Annotated in this window: 14 protein-coding genes and 2 tRNA genes; 12 read left to right on the top strand and 4 right to left on the bottom strand. The window is 70.0% G+C overall.

The annotated features are described in order from the left end of the window. Positions 1–201 precede the first annotated feature (201 nt). The 3 genes from ACODT5_RS31165 (at position 202) to ACODT5_RS31155 (ending at position 2,379) form a co-directional block, all read left to right on the top strand. Positions 202–1,602, top strand: coding sequence for a pyridoxal phosphate-dependent decarboxylase family protein (locus ACODT5_RS31165; RefSeq protein WP_422522467.1), 1,401 nt, complete (start codon positions 202–204; stop codon positions 1,600–1,602). After that, positions 1,599–2,054 (top strand): HD domain-containing protein, encoded by a 456-nt coding sequence (locus tag ACODT5_RS31160; RefSeq protein WP_422522466.1) that lies wholly within the window; start codon positions 1,599–1,601, stop codon positions 2,052–2,054. The genes ACODT5_RS31165 and ACODT5_RS31160 overlap by 4 nt, the downstream gene beginning before the upstream one ends. Positions 2,055–2,184: 130 nt before the next feature. Then, positions 2,185–2,379: a hypothetical protein gene (locus ACODT5_RS31155; protein WP_250739483.1), complete on the top strand. Its 195-nt coding sequence runs from the start codon at positions 2,185–2,187 to the stop codon at positions 2,377–2,379. Between the two features lie 305 nt (positions 2,380–2,684). Here ACODT5_RS31155 and ACODT5_RS31150 read toward each other — a convergent pair. Further along, positions 2,685–2,755: transfer RNA gene (locus tag ACODT5_RS31150), tRNA-Gly, on the bottom strand. Positions 2,756–2,933: 178 nt separating this feature from the next. Between ACODT5_RS31150 and ACODT5_RS31145 the strand changes: the two genes are divergently transcribed. From ACODT5_RS31145 to ACODT5_RS31120, 6 genes are all read left to right on the top strand, one after another. After that, positions 2,934–3,010 (top strand) — tRNA-Pro (locus tag ACODT5_RS31145). 188 nt (positions 3,011–3,198) lie between these two features. After that, positions 3,199–4,602, top strand: a complete 1,404-nt coding sequence (gene tig / locus ACODT5_RS31140; protein ID WP_422522465.1) for a trigger factor — start codon at positions 3,199–3,201, stop codon at positions 4,600–4,602. Between the two features lie 332 nt (positions 4,603–4,934). Continuing rightward, on the top strand, positions 4,935–5,552 hold the full coding sequence (locus ACODT5_RS31135) for an ATP-dependent Clp protease proteolytic subunit (RefSeq protein ID WP_243334854.1): 618 nt from the start codon (positions 4,935–4,937) through the stop codon (positions 5,550–5,552). A gap of 113 nt (positions 5,553–5,665) precedes the next feature. Then, positions 5,666–6,316 (top strand): ATP-dependent Clp protease proteolytic subunit, encoded by a 651-nt coding sequence (locus ACODT5_RS31130; RefSeq protein WP_327252748.1) that lies wholly within the window; start codon positions 5,666–5,668, stop codon positions 6,314–6,316. Between the two features lie 153 nt (positions 6,317–6,469). Further along, positions 6,470–7,756 carry an ATP-dependent Clp protease ATP-binding subunit ClpX gene (gene clpX, locus ACODT5_RS31125; RefSeq protein WP_250739478.1) on the top strand — a complete coding sequence of 429 codons (1,287 nt, stop codon included), beginning with the start codon at positions 6,470–6,472 and terminating at the stop codon, positions 7,754–7,756. Between the two features lie 169 nt (positions 7,757–7,925). Continuing rightward, positions 7,926–8,207 (top strand): hypothetical protein, encoded by a 282-nt coding sequence (locus tag ACODT5_RS31120; protein WP_422522464.1) that lies wholly within the window; start codon positions 7,926–7,928, stop codon positions 8,205–8,207. A gap of 56 nt (positions 8,208–8,263) precedes the next feature. Here ACODT5_RS31120 and ACODT5_RS31115 read toward each other — a convergent pair whose 3' ends face one another. Next, positions 8,264–9,235, bottom strand: coding sequence for a flagellar basal body-associated FliL family protein (locus ACODT5_RS31115; protein WP_422522463.1), 972 nt, complete (start codon positions 9,233–9,235; stop codon positions 8,264–8,266). A gap of 127 nt (positions 9,236–9,362) precedes the next feature. On the opposite strand from ACODT5_RS31115, the gene ACODT5_RS31110 reads away from it, so the two are divergent. Next, on the top strand, positions 9,363–11,984 hold the full coding sequence (locus ACODT5_RS31110; protein ID WP_422522462.1) for a valine--tRNA ligase: 2,622 nt from the start codon (positions 9,363–9,365) through the stop codon (positions 11,982–11,984). A gap of 89 nt (positions 11,985–12,073) precedes the next feature. On the opposite strand, the gene ACODT5_RS31105 is transcribed toward ACODT5_RS31110, so the two are convergent. Next, positions 12,074–12,655, bottom strand: coding sequence for a vitamin K epoxide reductase family protein (locus tag ACODT5_RS31105; protein WP_327252744.1), 582 nt, complete (start codon positions 12,653–12,655; stop codon positions 12,074–12,076). A gap of 153 nt (positions 12,656–12,808) precedes the next feature. Between ACODT5_RS31105 and ACODT5_RS31100 the strand changes: the two genes are divergently transcribed. Further along, positions 12,809–13,960 (top strand): sensor histidine kinase, encoded by a 1,152-nt coding sequence (locus ACODT5_RS31100; RefSeq protein WP_422522461.1) that lies wholly within the window; start codon positions 12,809–12,811, stop codon positions 13,958–13,960. A 21-nt stretch (positions 13,961–13,981) separates the two neighbouring features. Here the strand turns inward: ACODT5_RS31100 and ACODT5_RS31095 are convergent, their stop codons facing one another. Next, positions 13,982–15,031, bottom strand: coding sequence for a rod shape-determining protein (locus ACODT5_RS31095; protein ID WP_422522460.1), 1,050 nt, complete (start codon positions 15,029–15,031; stop codon positions 13,982–13,984). 117 nt (positions 15,032–15,148) lie between these two features. Between ACODT5_RS31095 and folC the strand changes: the two genes are divergently transcribed. Beyond that, complete coding sequence (folC, locus tag ACODT5_RS31090) at positions 15,149–16,663, top strand: bifunctional tetrahydrofolate synthase/dihydrofolate synthase (RefSeq protein ID WP_422522459.1); 1,515 nt, start codon at positions 15,149–15,151, stop codon at positions 16,661–16,663. Positions 16,664–16,665: the final 2 nt, after the last annotated feature.

The following is a 16,665-nucleotide window of genomic DNA, read 5'->3' as shown; positions in this document are numbered from 1 at the left end:
GTCCTGTCCCGGCAGCGGCACCGTACGGTCGGCCTGCCCGCGCAGCGGCACCGTACGGCCCGCCCGCCCGCCCGCCCGCCTGCCCGCGCAGCGGCACGGCAGCGGCACGGCAGCGCCCCCCTCACCCCGGGCCCCGGCGGGCGGGCCACTCCCTCCCGATTGGCCGGTCCGCCAGGGCCCGGCGGCCCCTACCGTGCACCCATGGACCGCACCCTCGCCGCCGACCTGGCCCGCCTCCCCGAGCTCCTCGACGCCACCCGCGACGCCGCCGCCGCGACCCTCGCAGCACTCGACGCGCGTCCGGTCGTACCGGTACGACCGCCCCACCCGGCGGCGGAGCCGACCCCGCCGCTCCCCGAACATGGCACGGGGACCGAGGCCGCCCTCGCGGCCTTCGAGGAGCGCTGGGCGCCGCGCCTGTCGGCCTCCGCCGGCCCCCGCTACCTCGGCTTCGTCACCGGCGGCGCCACCCCCGCCGCCCTCGCGGGCGACTGGCTCACCGCGGCCCACGACCAGAACTCCAACTCCGCCCTGGACGGCGGGGGCCAGGACCTCGAACGCGAAACCGTCACCTGGCTCCGCGAGCTCTTCCACCTCTCCGCCGCCCACACCGGCACCTTCGTCAGCGGCGCCACCATGTCCAACACCACCGGCCTGGCCATCGCCCGCGAGTGGCTCGGCGAACGCCTCGGCGTCTCCCCGGCCGAGGACGGCGCGGCCGCGCTCGGCCCGGTCCGCGTCCTCTCCGGCGCCCCGCACTCCTCCATCGCCAAGGCCCTCTCCGTCCTCGGACTCGGCCGCGCCGCCCTGATCCCCGTACCGACCCTGCCCGGCCGCGAGGCCGTCGACCCGGCCGCGCTGGACCGCGCCCTCGCCGACGCGCCCGGCCAGCCCGCCGTGGTCGTCGCCAACGCCGGCACCGTCAACACCGTGGACTTCGACGACCTCCGCGCCATCGCCGCGCTCCGCGAACGCCACGACTTCTGGCTGCACACGGACGCCGCCTTCGGCGCGTTCGCCGCCCTCTCCCCGGACCACGCCCACCTCACCGCCGGCCTCGACGCCTCCGACTCCATCTGCGTCGACCTGCACAAATGGCTCAACGTCCCCTACGACAGCGCCGTCCAGTTCACCCGCCGCCGCGACCTGCAGGCCCGCGTCTTCCAGAACGCCGCCACCTACCTCGGCCCCCTCTCCGAGGACCCCGACCTGGTGCACCTCACCCCGGAGAACTCCCACCGGCTGCGCGCCCTCGCCGCCTGGTTCACGCTGCGCGCCTACGGCCGCGAGGGACACCGCGAGATCGTGGAACGGGACATCGCCTGCGCCGTCTCCCTCGGCGAAACCCTCACCCGGGACCCGTACTTCACGGTCCTGGCCCCGGTCCGCCTGAACGTCGTCTGCTTCACCCTCTCCAGCGCCCCCACCCCGGCCCGCCTGACGGCCCTGCGCGAAGCGGCGGGCCCCGAGGTGTTCGTCACCCCCACGACCTACGCGGGAACCCCCGCCCTGCGCGCGGCGTTCTCCAACTGGCGCACCACACAAGCAGACGTACGCCGGATCGCGCAGGCCCTCCACACGGCGGCGAAGGAGCTCGGATGACGCACAGCCCACTCACCCTCATCGAGGTCGAGGCACTCGCCCGCACCGCGCACGAGGGCCAGACCGACAAGGCCGGCCGGCCGTACGCGGAACACCTCGCCGCCGTGGCCGAGGGCGTCCGCGCCCGCGGCGGCACCGCCGAACAGCAGGCGGCGGCCTGGCTCCACGACGCGATCGAGGACGAAGCCCTCACCCCGGCCTGGCTGGAATCGGCCGAACTGCCGCAGCCCGTCAAGGACATGGTCCTGGCCGTCACCAAACGCCCCGGCGAACCGGTCGAGGCGTACACGGCCCGCATCCTCGCCACCCCCGGCGCCCTCCTGGTCAAGGAAGCCGACCTGGCCCACAACGCGGACCCCGCCCGCCTCGCGGTCCTCGACGCTCCCACCCGCGACAGGCTGTCCGGAAAGTACGCATACGTCCGCTCCCTCCTCGGCCTCACCACCCCCTGACGCAAAAGCGTCACCGTCTCTTCGTCACGAGACGGATAGCCGGGGCGTGTTGGTGGGAGGATGGACCATGTGGGGGTGCGCACGGCCGTGCCCCGGGCCGACCAGGGGACGACCGAAGGTGTGATCAGAAGTGGCCATTTCGCTGTCAGTGGTAGTCCTGTTGGCGATCATCCTCGTGGTGCTCGTCCGCGGAGGCCACCTCAAGGCCGGCCCCGCGATCGTCGCGGTCCTCTTCGGCTTCTTCCTCGCGTCCAGCTCCATCGCCCCGGACGTGAACCGCTTCCTGAACTCCCTCGCGGACACGATCGCAGGCATCAAACTCTGAGCGGGGGCCTCCCAGGGCACCCCGGGAAGCCCGACCGAACCCGCGAGGACGTGGCGCTACGGCGTCCCCTTCGCGAGGACCGGAGAGAGGGACGTCCAAGTACGCCAAGATCCAGCGTCGTTGATGTCGGGCGATGATGTCGCCGGGCGGGACCGGTAGTGGCGGAGGCGGTATCCGTCCCGCATGCCTGGCCGGTCGGCCGGGCCCGCCACGTTCCAGGCCCAGGTCCAGGACGTGGAGAGTCCCGGGAACGACGAAGGGCCAGGTGGAGGAAACATCCTCTGACCTGGCCCTTTGCGTCTCTGAGCGGGTGACGGGAATCGAACCCGCGTAGCTAGTTTGGAAGACTAGTGCTCTACCATTGAGCTACACCCGCAGCACGTGCGACGCAGGTCCGGGGACCGCGGCACGAACAGCATCCTAGCGGGTCCCGGCGGGGGATCGCACACAGCATTTCGCGCCCGCGTGTGGTCGCGGCGGGTCCCGGGCGGGCCATTCGCCGAAACTCCGCACGGCGGAGGGTCTTCGGGCATGTACCCTACGTGTCGCACCGACGGGGTGTGGCGCAGCTTGGTAGCGCGTCCGCTTTGGGAGCGGAAGGTCGTCGGTTCGAATCCGGCCACCCCGACCAGCAGGAGGATCGCGCGATCCCCTCTCCGGGACCGCGTCGATGATCGCGTTGTGGGCTGATTGCCGCTTGCGGCTACTATGCAAGCTGCGTGCCCGTGTGTCTGATGTACCGGGCCCGATCCGCTGAGAACCGCTAGACCGCGGCGATGAGCAGAGACCCCCAGCAGTCAGCCACAAGGAGACCGAACCGTGAAGAGCGCCGTGGAGACCCTGAACCCGACTCGGGTTCGGCTCACTGTTGAGGTGCCCTTCGAGGAGCTCAAGGACAGCCTCGACGCGGCCTACAAGAAGATCAACCAGCAGGTCACGGTGAAGGGCTTCCGCAAGGGCAAGATCCCGGCCCGCGTCATCGACCAGCGCTTCGGCCGCGGTGCGGTGCTGGAGGAGGCCGTCAACGACGCCCTCCCGAAGTTCTACACCGAGGCCGTCAACGAGGCCGACCTGAACCCGCTGGGCCAGCCCGACGTCGACATCACGGAGCTGAAGGACGGCGAACTGCTGGCCTTCACCGCCGAGGTCGACATCCGTCCCGCGATCGAGATCCCGGACTACTCCGGCATCGAGGTCACCGTGGACGCCGTCGAGGTCTCGGACGAGGACGTCGAGAAGTCGGTCGAGCAGCTGCGCGGCCGCTTCGCGTCCACCAAGGACGTCGAGCGCGCGGCCGAGGACGGCGACGTCGTCACCATCGACCTCGAGGCCAAGGTCGACGGCGAGGTGCTGGAGGACGGTGTCGCCCAGGACGTCTCCTACACCATCGGCTCTGGTGAGCTTCTCGAAGGCATCGACGAGGCCGTCAAGGGCCTGGAGGCCGGTGGCGAGGCCACCTTCACCTCCCAGCTGAAGGGCGGCTCCGCCGAGGGCAAGGACGCCGAGGTCACCGTCAAGGTCACCAAGGTTTCCGCCCGTGAGCTGCCGGAGCTGGACGACGAGTTCGCCGGCATGGCGAGCGAGTTCGACACCCTCGACGAGCTCAAGGCCGACAGCCGCAAGCGCCTCGAGAACATGAAGCAGTACGACCAGGCCACGCAGGCCCAGGAGCGCGTCCTGGAGAAGCTGCTGGAGCTCGTCGAGGTCCCGATCCCCGAGAAGCTCCTCGCGGACGAGGTCCAGACCCGCAAGCACAACCTCGAGCACCACCAGCTCGGCCAGATGGGTCTCACCATCGAGAAGTACCTCGAGATCCAGGGCAAGACGGTCGAGGAGTTCGACGCCGAGACCGCCGAGCAGGCGATCAAGGGCATCAAGACCCAGTTCGTCCTCGACGAGCTGGTCAACAAGGAGAAGCTGAACGTGAACCAGGAGGAGCTCACCGAGCACCTCATGCGTCGCGCCGCCTCCTCCGGCATGTCCCCCGACCAGTTCGCCCAGGCCGTCGTCGAGGGTGGCCAGGTTCCGATGCTCGTCGGCGAGGTCGCCCGCGGCAAGGCCCTCGCGGCCGTCGTCGAGGCCGCCAAGGTCACCGACACCAACGGTGAGGTCGTCGACCTCTCCGACGACGAGGACGACGAGAACGCGGTCGAGCAGGCCGCCGAGACCGTCGAGAACGTGGTCGAGGCCGACGGCGAGATCGCTGCCGACGAGGCCAAGTAACACCTGGGGTCACCCCCGCTGAGCAGTACCAGAGCACGGCCCGGAGGGCCCGTACGCCATCGCGTCCGGGCCCTTCGGCCTTCCCGTGGGACGCACTCCGGGAGACCCTCCCCGGGACTCTCCCGAGACCCTCCGTGAGGGGCCTCTGACCTTGCGCTCCGAGCGAACAGTTCGGGAAGCGGGATGGCGTTGTCGTAGCTGCGCGTTAGGGTCCATGAATACGAGGGCACGGGAGTACCCGACGCCGGTGGACATCGTCCGCACGGCAGGTCCGCGCCCCAGAACGAGACGCTGAGACGGCACATGGCCGTCGGAGACGAGCAGGTGGATACGTGACGAATCTGAAGCCTTACGCCGCGGGTGAGCCGTCCATCGGTGGCGGCCTCGGCGACCATGTCTACAACCGGCTGCTCGGCGAGCGCATCATCTTCCTCGGCCAGCAGGTCGACGATGACATCGCCAACAAGATCACTGCGCAGCTCCTGCTCCTGGCCGCCGAGCCGGAGAAGGACATCTACCTGTACATCAACAGCCCCGGTGGCTCGGTGACGGCCGGCATGGCGGTCTACGACACCATGCAGTACATCCCGAACGACGTGGTCACCATCGGTATGGGCATGGCGGCCTCCATGGGCCAGTTCCTGCTCACCGGCGGCACCGCGGGCAAGCGCTTCGCGCTCCCGAACACCGACATCCTGATGCACCAGGGCTCCGCCGGCATCGGCGGCACCGCCTCGGACATCAAGATCCAGGCCCAGTACCTGCTGCGCACGAAGCAGCGCATGGCTGAGATCACCGCGCACCACTCCGGCCAGACCGTGGAGACGATCATCCGCGACGGCGACCGCGACCGCTGGTACACGGCGGAAGAGGCCAAGGCATACGGCCTCATCGACGAGATCATCTCCGCCGCGTCGCTGGTCCCGGGCGGCGGCGGCACCGGGGCCTGATCCCGGCCCCGGCCCGGCGTACGGGATCCCCCTACGGGGGCTCGTACGCCCGCCCGCACCAGGCAAGCCTCAGCCCGCAGAACGCCACCAGGACGGTGAACACTCAGATGCACATGAACAACCTCTCTCCCGCGAGCGGCCTCTACACCGGCGCGCCGGTGGACAACCGCTACGTCATCCCGCGCTTCGTCGAGCGCACCTCGCAGGGCGTCCGCGAGTACGACCCCTACGCGAAGCTCTTCGAAGAGCGCATCATCTTCCTCGGCGTGCAGATCGACGACGCCTCCGCCAACGACGTCATGGCGCAGCTGCTGTGCCTGGAGTCGATGGACCCGGACCGCGACATCTACCTGTACATCAACAGCCCCGGCGGCTCCTTCACCGCGCTGACGGCGATCTACGACACGATGCAGTTCGTGAAGCCGGACATCTCGACGGTCTGCATGGGCCAGGCGGCCTCCGCCGCCGCGGTCCTGCTCGCCGCCGGTGCGCCCGGCAAGCGCATGGCGCTCCCGAACGCCCGCGTGCTGATCCACCAGCCCTCGGGCGGCACCGGCCGTGAGCAGCTCTCCGACCTGGAGATCGCGGCCAACGAGATCCTGCGCATGCGCGACCAGCTGGAGAACATGCTGGCCACGCACTCCTCGACGCCGATCGAGAAGATCCGCGACGACATCGAGCGCGACAAGATCCTGACGGCCCAGGACGCGCTGGCGTACGGCCTGATCGACCAGGTCGTCGCGACCCGTAAGACTTCGAACTGATCCTTGCCGCCAGTTGGCGCGGGCACCTCGCCGCATTGGGCGATGTGAACCACGTCAAGGGGGCCCCGCACGGGGCCCCCGGCAAGGTACCGTCGGATATGAGGCACCAGGAGCGCTGAACCAGGCGTCTCCCAGGCGAAGGGGAAGCACCTCGTGGCACGCATCGGTGACGGCGGCGACCTGCTCAAGTGCTCGTTCTGCGGAAAGAGCCAGAAGCAGGTGAAGAAGCTCATCGCGGGACCCGGTGTGTACATCTGCGACGAGTGCATCGACCTCTGCAACGAGATCATCGAAGAGGAACTCGCGGAGACCTCCGAGGTTCGCTGGGAAGAACTTCCCAAGCCCCGTGAGATCTACGAGTTCCTGGAGAGCTACGTCGTCGGCCAGGAGCCGGCGAAGAAGGCGCTCTCCGTCGCGGTGTACAACCACTACAAGCGCGTCCAGGCCGGCGAGAACGGCGGCGGGACGGGCCGTGACGACGCGATCGAGCTCGCGAAGTCCAACATCCTCCTGCTCGGCCCCACGGGCTCGGGCAAGACGCTGCTGGCCCAGACGCTCGCCCGGATGCTCAACGTCCCGTTCGCCATCGCGGACGCGACGGCGCTGACGGAGGCCGGGTACGTCGGCGAGGACGTCGAGAACATCCTGCTCAAGCTGATCCAGGCGGCCGACTACGACGTCAAGAAGGCCGAAACCGGGATCATCTACATCGACGAGATCGACAAGGTCGCCCGCAAGAGCGAGAACCCGTCGATCACGCGCGACGTGAGCGGCGAGGGCGTGCAGCAGGCCCTCCTGAAGATCCTGGAAGGCACCACCGCTTCGGTACCGCCGCAGGGCGGCCGCAAGCACCCGCACCAGGAATTCATCCAGATCGACACGACGAACGTGCTGTTCATCGTGGGCGGCGCCTTCTCCGGCCTGGAGCGGATCATCGAGTCCCGCGCCGGCGCCAAGGGCATCGGCTTCGGGGCGACCATCCGCTCGAAGCGCGAGATCGAGGCGAGCAACCAGTTCCAGGAGGTCATGCCGGAGGACCTGGTGAAGTTCGGGATGATCCCCGAGTTCATCGGCCGTCTCCCCGTCATCACCTCGGTCCACAACCTGGACCGCGAGGCCCTGCTCCAGATCCTCATCGAGCCGCGCAACGCCCTGGTGAAGCAGTACCAGCGGCTGTTCGAACTCGACGGCGTGGAGCTGGACTTCGAGCGCGAGGCCCTCGAGGCCATCGCCGACCAGGCGATCCTCCGCCAGACCGGCGCGCGCGGCCTGCGCGCCATCATGGAAGAGGTCCTGATGTCGGTGATGTACGAGGTCCCGTCCCGCAAGGACGTGGCCCGCGTGGTCATCACCTCGGACGTGGTCCGCTCCAACGTCAACCCGACGCTGGTCCCGCGGATCGTCCCGAAGGACCAGGGCCCGCACGAGAAGTCGGCGTAGCCGCCGACCGGTTACGCGTACGCAGAAGGGGCGCCCCCGACCGGGGGCGCCCCTTCTGCGGTCGGCCTACCTTGCGCTGTAATCAGACATAAGTTCGCCATGGCCTGGCGTGACGCACATTTCCTTGATCGGCTTTGCCTCGAACCGTTTTCGATCGAGAGGTAAGAGCGTGAAGTTCAACCGTGTCATGGGAGCCCTGGCGGTGACTGTCGCCGCTACCGTGCTGCCGATGGTGGCGGCCACACCGGCGTCGGCTGATCAGGGTGATTGCCAGTTCTACCTGCACACACAGAACTACAGGATAGGCCCGAAGGTAGAGGCCGCCTGCAAGGCGGGTAGCGCCAACCCCTTTTTCAACCCAGGACGCTGGGGGCAGTGCTACTACGGGTTGACAGGCATTGGGGTCAGGCAGGAACACGCCGTCACGGCGTGCAACCGCGCGGGCTGGTAGCCCTCTGGCCGCGGCCGGCCTGCATGGAGACGAGTGCCCATGCAGGCCGCTGGCGATCAGGCCTTTGAGCGAGCCGTGTTGTAGAGCTTCGCGGTATAGCCCGCCGTCTGATCCAGGGTGAAGCTCTGGGCGCCGCCCATGATGGAGGCGAAGTCCATCATGGTCACGACGGACAGGGTGCTGTAGTCACCCCAGATGCAGACCGGGACGGTGAAGGGCTTCGTTAGTGGGTTGTTCGCGGACTTCTTCGGAGTGATCTTGAGTTCCTGGCACTTCATCACCGCGCCCTTGAAGCCGGCTGGCTCCATCACCTTGGGGGAGCCGACTAGTTCCGCCTCCCCGTCGTCGGCGCTCTTCATCGAATTGGCCTTGGCCATGGCGAAGTAGGCGTCCACGGCCTTCTCCGGGTCGGCGATCTCGCCGTACACGCCCTCGAAGTTGAGCGCCTTGACGGCCAGCGGGTTCTTAGGGTCACCGGACTGGTAGCCCTGGGCGACCTGCTTCGGGTTCTTCACGCCGACCGCCTCCGCCTCCTGGCGGTCCTTGTCGGTGAACTCCTCGGCCTTGCCCTTCGGATTCTTCTTGTATTCGTCTACCGACGCCGGAGCCACCAGCTTGTAGCCCTTGGTGTCCGCGGAGATCGAGGCCGAGGCGCCACCGCCCATCGTGAAGTACCAGCCGGCGCCGCCGATCACGGCCACCGCCAGGACCACCGCGATGATCACGCCCGCCTTGGACTTCTTCGGGGGCGTCCCGCCACCGTACGGAGGCTGCTGCGGGTAGCCGCCGTACGGGGGCTGCTGCTGCTGGGGGAAGCCGGGCTGCTGCTGCGGGTAGCCCTGCTGCGGGACTCCCTGGGGGGCCTGCTGCGGGTATCCGTAGCCGGGCTGCGCGCCGGGCTGCTGGCCGTAGGGGCCGGGCTGCTGGCCGTACGGGTTCGGCTGCTGAGGCTGCTGCGGCTGCTGTCCGTAGGGCCCCGGCTGCTGCGGCTGCTGGCCCCCGTACGGTCCCGGCTGGTTGTAGCTCATCCCGCGTCCCCCCATGAGGTTGTTTATGCGTCCCACACATCCTGGCGGAAGCCGGGGCGGCGCAAGGCCCCGGGCCCCCGGAAACCCGGTTTCATGACCGGACCGTTACGGCCCTAAACTGTGGCTCGTGACCGAGAACACGCAGACACCCAGCAGCCCCTACTCCGAACTGCCGACTTCGTACGCGCCGGCCGATGTAGAGGGGAAGCTCTACGAGCGCTGGGTAGAGCGTGGGTACTTCGAGGCGGACGAGAAGAGCGACAAGCCCCCCTTCGCCATCGTCATCCCGCCGCCGAACGTCACCGGAAGCCTCCACCTGGGGCACGCCTTCGAGCACACGCTGATCGACGCCATCACCCGCCGCAAGCGCATGCAGGGCTACGAGACCCTGTGGCAGCCCGGCATGGACCACGCCGGCATCGCCACCCAGAACGTCGTCGAGCGCGAGCTCGCCAAGGAGGGCAAGTCCCGCCACGACCTGGGCCGCGAGGCCTTCGTCGAGCGCGTCTGGCAGTGGAAGGGCGAGTCCGGCGGACAGATCTCCGGCCAGATGCGCCGCCTCGGCGACGGCGTCGACTGGTCGCGCGAGCGCTTCACCATGGACGAGGGCCTGTCCGAGGCCGTCCAGACCATCTTCAAGAAGCTCTACGACGACGAGCTGATCTACCGCGCCGAGCGCATCATCAACTGGTGCCCCCGCTGCCTCACCGCGATCTCCGACATCGAGGTCGAGTACCAGGACGACGAGGGCGAGCTCGTCTCCATCCGGTACGGGGAGGGCGACGCCTCCATCGTCGTGGCCACCACCCGCGCCGAGACGATGCTGGGTGACACGGCCGTCGCCGTCCACCCCGACGACGAGCGCTACAAGCACCTCGTCGGCACCGAGATCGTGCTGCCGCTCACCGGCCGCCGCATCCCGGTCGTCGCCGACGAGCACGTCGACCCCGAGTTCGGCACCGGCGCCGTCAAGGTGACCCCGGCGCACGACCCGAACGACTTCGAGATCGGTCAGCGCCACGGCCTGCCCAACCTCGCCGTCATGGACGAGCACGCCGTCATCACCGTCCACGGCCCTTTCCTGGGCCTGGACCGGCTCGAGGCCCGTTCCGCCATCGTCGCCGCGCTGCGCGCCGACGGCCGGATCGTTGCCGAGAAGCGCCCGTACACGCACTCGGTCGGCCACTGCTCGCGCTGCAAGACCACCATCGAGCCGCGCCTGTCGCTCCAGTGGTGGGTCAAGGTCGGCCCGCTCGCCAAGGCCGCCGGTGACGCGGTCCGCGACGGCCAGGTCAAGATCCACCCGCAGGAGATGGAGAAGCGCTACTTCGACTGGGTCGACAACCTCCACGACTGGTGCATCTCGCGCCAGCTCTGGTGGGGCCACCGCATCCCCGTCTGGTACGGCCCGAACGGCGAGATCGTCTGCGTCGGCCCCGACGAGCAGCCGCCGAGCGGCGAGGGCTGGACCCAGGACACGGACGTCCTGGACACCTGGTTCTCCTCCGGCCTGTGGCCGTTCTCCACGCTCGGCTGGCCGCAGCAGACCGACAGCCTGGCGAAGTTCTACCCGAACGCCGTCCTGGTCACCGGCTACGACATCCTCTTCTTCTGGGTCGCCCGGATGATGATGTTCGGCCTGTACGCGATGGACGGCACCCCGCCGTTCCACACCATCGCCCTGCACGGCATGGTCCGCGACGAGCGCGGCAAGAAGATGTCGAAGTCCTTCGGCAACGCGGTCAACCCGCTGGACTGGATGGACAAGTACGGCTCCGACGCGGTCCGCTTCACCCTGGCGCGCGGCGCCAACCCGGGTGTCGACGTCCCGATCGGCGAGGACTGGGTCCAGGCCTCCAGCAAGTTCGCCAACAAGATCTGGAACGCCACCCGCTTCGCGATGATGAACGGCGCCACGATCGAGGGCGAACTGCCGTCGGTCGAGGAGATGTCGGCGACCGACCGCTGGATCCTGTCCCGGCTGAACGAGACGGTCGCGCAGGCCGACGCCTTCTACGAGGACTACCAGTTCTCGAAGCTCAGCGAAGCGCTCTACCACTTCGCGTGGGACGAGGTCTTCGACTGGTACGTCGAGCTGTCGAAGACGACCTTCTTCGCGGGCGGCGAACCGGCCAAGGCATCCGCCCGGGTCCTCGGCGAGGTCCTCGACGTCATGCTGCGCCTGCTGCACCCGGTGGTCCCCTTCGTCACCGAGACGCTGTGGACCACGCTGACCGGCGGCGAGTCCCTCGTGATCGCCGACTGGCCGAAGGACAGTGGCTTCCGTGACGCGGCCGCCGAGGCCGAGATCGAGGGCGTCCAGAGCCTGGTCCGCGAGGTCCGCCGGTTCCGCAAGGAGCAGGGCCTCGACGACAAGCAGAAGGTCCCGGCCCGCCTCGACCTCTCCACCACGACGCTGGCCGCCCACGAGGCAGCCATCCGCCAGGTGCTGCGCCTCCAGCCGGAGGGCGACGCCTTCAGCGCCACGGCGACCCTGCCCGTCGGCGGTGCCACGGTCGCGCTCGACCTGTCGGGGACCATCGACATCCCGGCGGAGCGCAAGCGGCTGAGCAAGGACCTGGCCGCCGCCGAGAAGGAGAAGCAGCAGGCCGAGGCGAAGCTCGGGAACGAGGCGTTCATCGCCAAGGCCCCCGACAACGTCGTGGACAAGATCAAGGGCCGCCTGGCCAAGGCCGAGGACGACATCGCCCGTCTCAAGGCCCAGCTGGCGGCGCTGCCCGCTGCCTGAGGGCGCCCGTAGGACGCAAGCGAAGGCCCCCACGCCGTCGGTCGACGTGGGGGCCTTCGCGGTATCTGTTCCCCGTGAGGGGCCCGGCATCACAGCAGCTGAGCGCCGAACCTCGTCAGGATGAGCGCCGCGACCACGCCGTACGCGGCCAGCGGCACCAGCCAGTGCGGGATCGCCCGCAACCGGGAGCCGGCCGGGGCCAGGTGCCGGGTGACGTACCAGAACAGCGGGATCATCACCGCCCAGACGACCATGCACCACGGGCACAGGGCCCCGATCACGTACAGGCACTGGCTGATCAGCCACACCGTGAAGGCGAACCCGGCCGCGACCCCGGCCCACACTCCGCGCCACAGCCACCGGGGGAGCAGCGCCCCGGCGACCAGGGCCGTGCCCAGCCCGGCGAGGGCCGCGAAGCCGGCGAGGCCGAGCAGCATGTTGGGGAAGCCGAGCAGGTTGCCCTGCCAGGTGGTCATCACGTCGCCGCAGCTCAGCACCGCGTTGACGTTGCAGCCCGGGGTGAAGAGCGGGTCCTCCAGGGTGCGGATGCGGTCGTAGGTCAGGACGCCGGAGGCCAGGGTGCCGACGAGGCCGCCGATGAGCAGGAGCAGTGCGGTGCCCCGCGGGGTGGCGGGTCCCCGGTGGGCGGTCGTTCCCCGGTGGGTGGTCATTCTCCCGACGCTACGAGCCCGCGTGCGGCCCCGGGTAGAGCGGAAGGCCTCCGGGCCGGGGGGACCTCCGGCCTGTCCGAAGTGCCCTAAATCACGCCTATCCGTGGTCGCCGCCCCCGGATCCGGGGGCGGCGACCACGGATGATGGAGGGCATGCACGTCAAGCCCGCCCTCTCGGCGCCCCGCCGGCTCCTGGCCTTCGGTCGCCGGCTCGCGCAGGGCTGGGCCGGTTCGCCGCGCGCGATGGACCTGCTCGCGGCTCTCAGCTGCCTGGGCCTGATGGCGCTCGACCTGCCGGGCCTGGCGGCCGCCGACAACTCCCTCGGCGGGCCCGCGGCGGCGGTCGTCCTGGCGCTCGGCTGCTCCACCCTGCTGGTGCGGCGCCGGCTGCCCTGGGTCTCGTACCTCGCCGCGCTGCTCTTCATCGGCTGGCTGCACGAGCTGACCCTGATCCAGTTCGCGCTGTACTCGGTGGGCCGCTTCCGCGGGCGCCGGGCCGGCGTCCTCGCCACCCTCGGCTACCTGGCCTTCGCGGTGTGCCTGTTCTGGTGCGTGCCGGGCTGGCCGATGTCCCGGGCGCAGACCCTCAGCTCCTTCCTCAGCATCGTCGTGCCCATCGGGGTCCTCGCCTCGGCCGTGGGCATCGCCGCCTACCGCCACGACCTCGTGCGCGAGCTCGACACCCGGCGGGCCGAGTCCGCCGTCCTGCACGCCGTCCAGCAGGAGCGGACCTCCGTCGCCCGCGACGTCCACGACTTCGTCGGGCGCGAGCTGACCCTGCTGACGGTCCGCTCCGAGGTGCTGTCGATGCGCTCGCGCGAGACGGCGTACGCGAAGGACTTCGAGGAGCTCGCCGACACCGCCCGCCGGGCCCACCTGGTGCTCAACGAGATCATCGTGCAGCGCGGGGAGCGGGCGGCCACCCCGGGCGTGGAGGGGCTGGCGGCGCTCGCGGAGGAGAGCGGGCGCGCGGGTTCGCCCGTACGGCTGACCCTGGATCCGGACGTGCACGCCCTGTCGCCGCTGCGCCAGGCGGCGGTCTACCGGGTGGTGCAGGAATGCCTGACCAACGCCGCCAAGCACGCGCGCGGCGAGACCGTCGAGGTGTCCATCGCGGCGGACGGGCCGCAGCTGCGGATCGCCGTCCGCAACGGGCTGGCGCAGCGCAGCCCGACCAGGGACCCCGTCTCGGCGGGCTCGGGCACGGCGAGCATGTGCGAGCGCGTGCGCAGCCTGGGCGGCACCCTGACGGCCACGCGCACGCAGGACGCGTACGAGGTCCTCGCGACCCTCCCGAAGGGCTGAGCCCACGGGCGCCCGCCGCCGCTAGCCCCGCGCCGGTGCCAGCAGGCTGCTGAGCGCGTCCATGTCCTCCACGCAGCGGCCCGAGCCCAGGGCCACGCAGTCCAGCGGGTCGTCCGCGACGAAGACCGGGATCCCCGTCGAGGAGGCCATCCGCAGGTCCAGGCCGGGCAGCAGCGCGCCGCCGCCGGTCAGGACGATGCCGTGCTCCATGACGTCGCCGGACAGTTCGGGCGGGCATTCCTCCAGGGTGGCGCGGACCGCCGCGATGATCGCCTCGACCGGCTCGTCGAGGGCGGTCCGGATGTCGCGCGCGTCGAGCCGGAGCGTCTGGGGCATGCCGCCGACCTTCTCCCGGCCCCGCACCGTGAAGCCGGCGGTCTCCAGCTCCGGCCGGTCCGGCACGGGCCAGGCCGAGCCGATGGCGATCTTGACGTCCTCGGCGGTGCGGTCGCCGATGAGCAGGGAGTGCTCCTTGCGGACCCAGTCGGTGATCGCGGCGTCCATCCGGTCGCCGGCGACCCGCAGCGACTGCGAGGTGACGATGCCGCCCAGCGAGATGACGGCGACCTCGGAGGTGCCGCCGCCGATGTCGACGACCATCGAGCCGCGCGGTTCGGAGACCGGGAGCCCGGCGCCGATCGCCGCGGCCATCGGCTCCTCGATCAGGTGCACGGTCTTGGCTCCGGCCCGGGTGGAGGCGTGGATGATGGCCCGCCGTTCCACCTGGGTGACCCCGGACGGTACGCAGACCACCATGCGGGTGCGGACCCGGCGGCCGGGGACGGCCTTGCGCACGAAGTGCCGGATCATCTCCTCGGCGGCCTCGTAGTCGCAGATCACGCCGTCCTTGAGGGGGCGGATCGCGGTGATGGAGCCGGGGGTGCGGCCGATGGTCTCCTTGGCCTCGGTCCCCACGGCCAGGGCGGTGGTGGTGCCCGCCCTGACGGCCACTACGGACGGCTCATTGAGGACGATGCCGTGCCCCCGTGCGTAGACGAGGGTGTTGGCGGTTCCCAGGTCTATCCCTATGTCGCGGCTGGAAGCTGTCTTGTTGATGCTGGCCTGCGGCATTTGTTCCCCAATCTCCTGTCCGCAAGGCTTGCATAACGATCAGGTCGCACCGGCAGCCGAAGGTCCCGATGCGACCGGGCCGAAAGTCCCCCCGGTCCTCGTCCGTAGACTGGGTCCGTGAGTGAGCAGCAGCCCGAGAGCCACGATGACAACTTCGACGCCTTCGACAAGATCGTGGCGGAAGAGTCCGACCGCGACCCCGACCTGGCGGTGATCGAGGCGGGCAGCCGCACCCTGCGCACGCAGGCCGGTCCGCCCCAGGGCGACCCGGTACCCGAAGAGCCCGCCGACCCCGAGGTGGCCAAGGCGCTGCGGGAGGTGGAGCAGGAGCTGGCCGGCCGCTGGGGCGAGACCAAACTGGAGCCGTCCGTCACGCGCATCGCCGCGCTGATGGACGTCCTGGGCGAGCCGCAGCGCGCGTACCCCTCCATCCACGTCACCGGCACCAACGGCAAGACGAGCACCTCGCGCATGATCGAGGCCCTGCTGAACGGCTTCGAGCTGCGCACCGGGCGCTACACCAGCCCGCACGTGCAGTCGATCACCGAGCGGATCAGCCTGGACGGGGCTCCGATCAGTGCCGAGCGGTTCGTCGAGACCTTCGAGGACATCAAGCCCTACGTGGACATGGTGGACGCGGCCGAGGAGATCCGGCTGTCCTTCTTCGAGGTCCTCACCGGCATGGCCTACGCGGCCTTCGCGGACGCCCCGGTGGACGCGGCCGTGATCGAGGTGGGCATGGGCGGCGCCTGGGACGCCACCAACGTCATCGACGGCGCGGTCGCCGTGGTCACCCCGATCAGCCTGGACCACACGGACCGGCTCGGCTCCACCACCGGCGAGATCGCGCAGGAGAAGGGCGGCATCATCAAGCAGGGCGCCACCGTGATCCTGGCGCAGCAGCCGGTGGACGCGGCGCAGGTGCTGCTGAAGAAGGCCGTGGAGGTCGACGCGACCGTGGCCCGCGCGGGCATGGAGTTCGGCGTCGTCACCCGCGAGGTCGCGGTGGGCGGGCAGCAGCTGACGCTGCGCGGACTGGGCGGCGAGTACGACGGCATCTTCCTGCCGCTGTACGGCGCCCACATGGCGCAGAACGCGGCGGTGGCGCTGGCGGCGGTCGAGGCCTTCTTCGGGATCGGCGCCGACCACGCGCGGGTCCTGGACGTGGAGACCGTGCGCAAGGCCTTCGCCTCGGTGACCTCGCCCGGCCGCATGGAGGTCGTGCGGCGCAGCCCGACGGTGGTCCTGGACGCGGCGCACAACCCGGCCGGGGCACAGGTCACGGCGGAGGCGGTGACCGAGGCCTTCGGCTTCAGCCGGCTGGTCGGGGTCGTGGGCGCGAGCGAGGGCAAGGACGCGCGCGGGGTCTTCGAGGCCTTCGAGCCGATCTTCGCCGAGGTCGTGATCACGGAGAACTCCAGCCACCGGGCGATCTCCGCCGACGAACTGGCGGCCATCGCGGTCGAGGTCTTCGGCGCCGAGCGGGTGCAGGTGGAGCCGCGGCTGGACGACGCCATCGAGGCGGCGATCACCCTGGCGGAGGAAGAGGCGGAGTACGGAGGGGCCGGGGTCCTGGTGACCGGGTCCGTGATCACGGTGGGCGAGGCCCGCATGCTGCTGAAGAGGGGCTGAGG

This window comes from Streptomyces tatrensis (assembly GCF_049310065.1).
Taxonomy (GTDB): Bacteria; Actinomycetota; Actinomycetes; order Streptomycetales; family Streptomycetaceae; genus Streptomyces.
The sequence above is the reverse complement of the archived record's forward strand: the minus strand, read 5'-3'. Positions and strand labels throughout refer to the sequence as shown.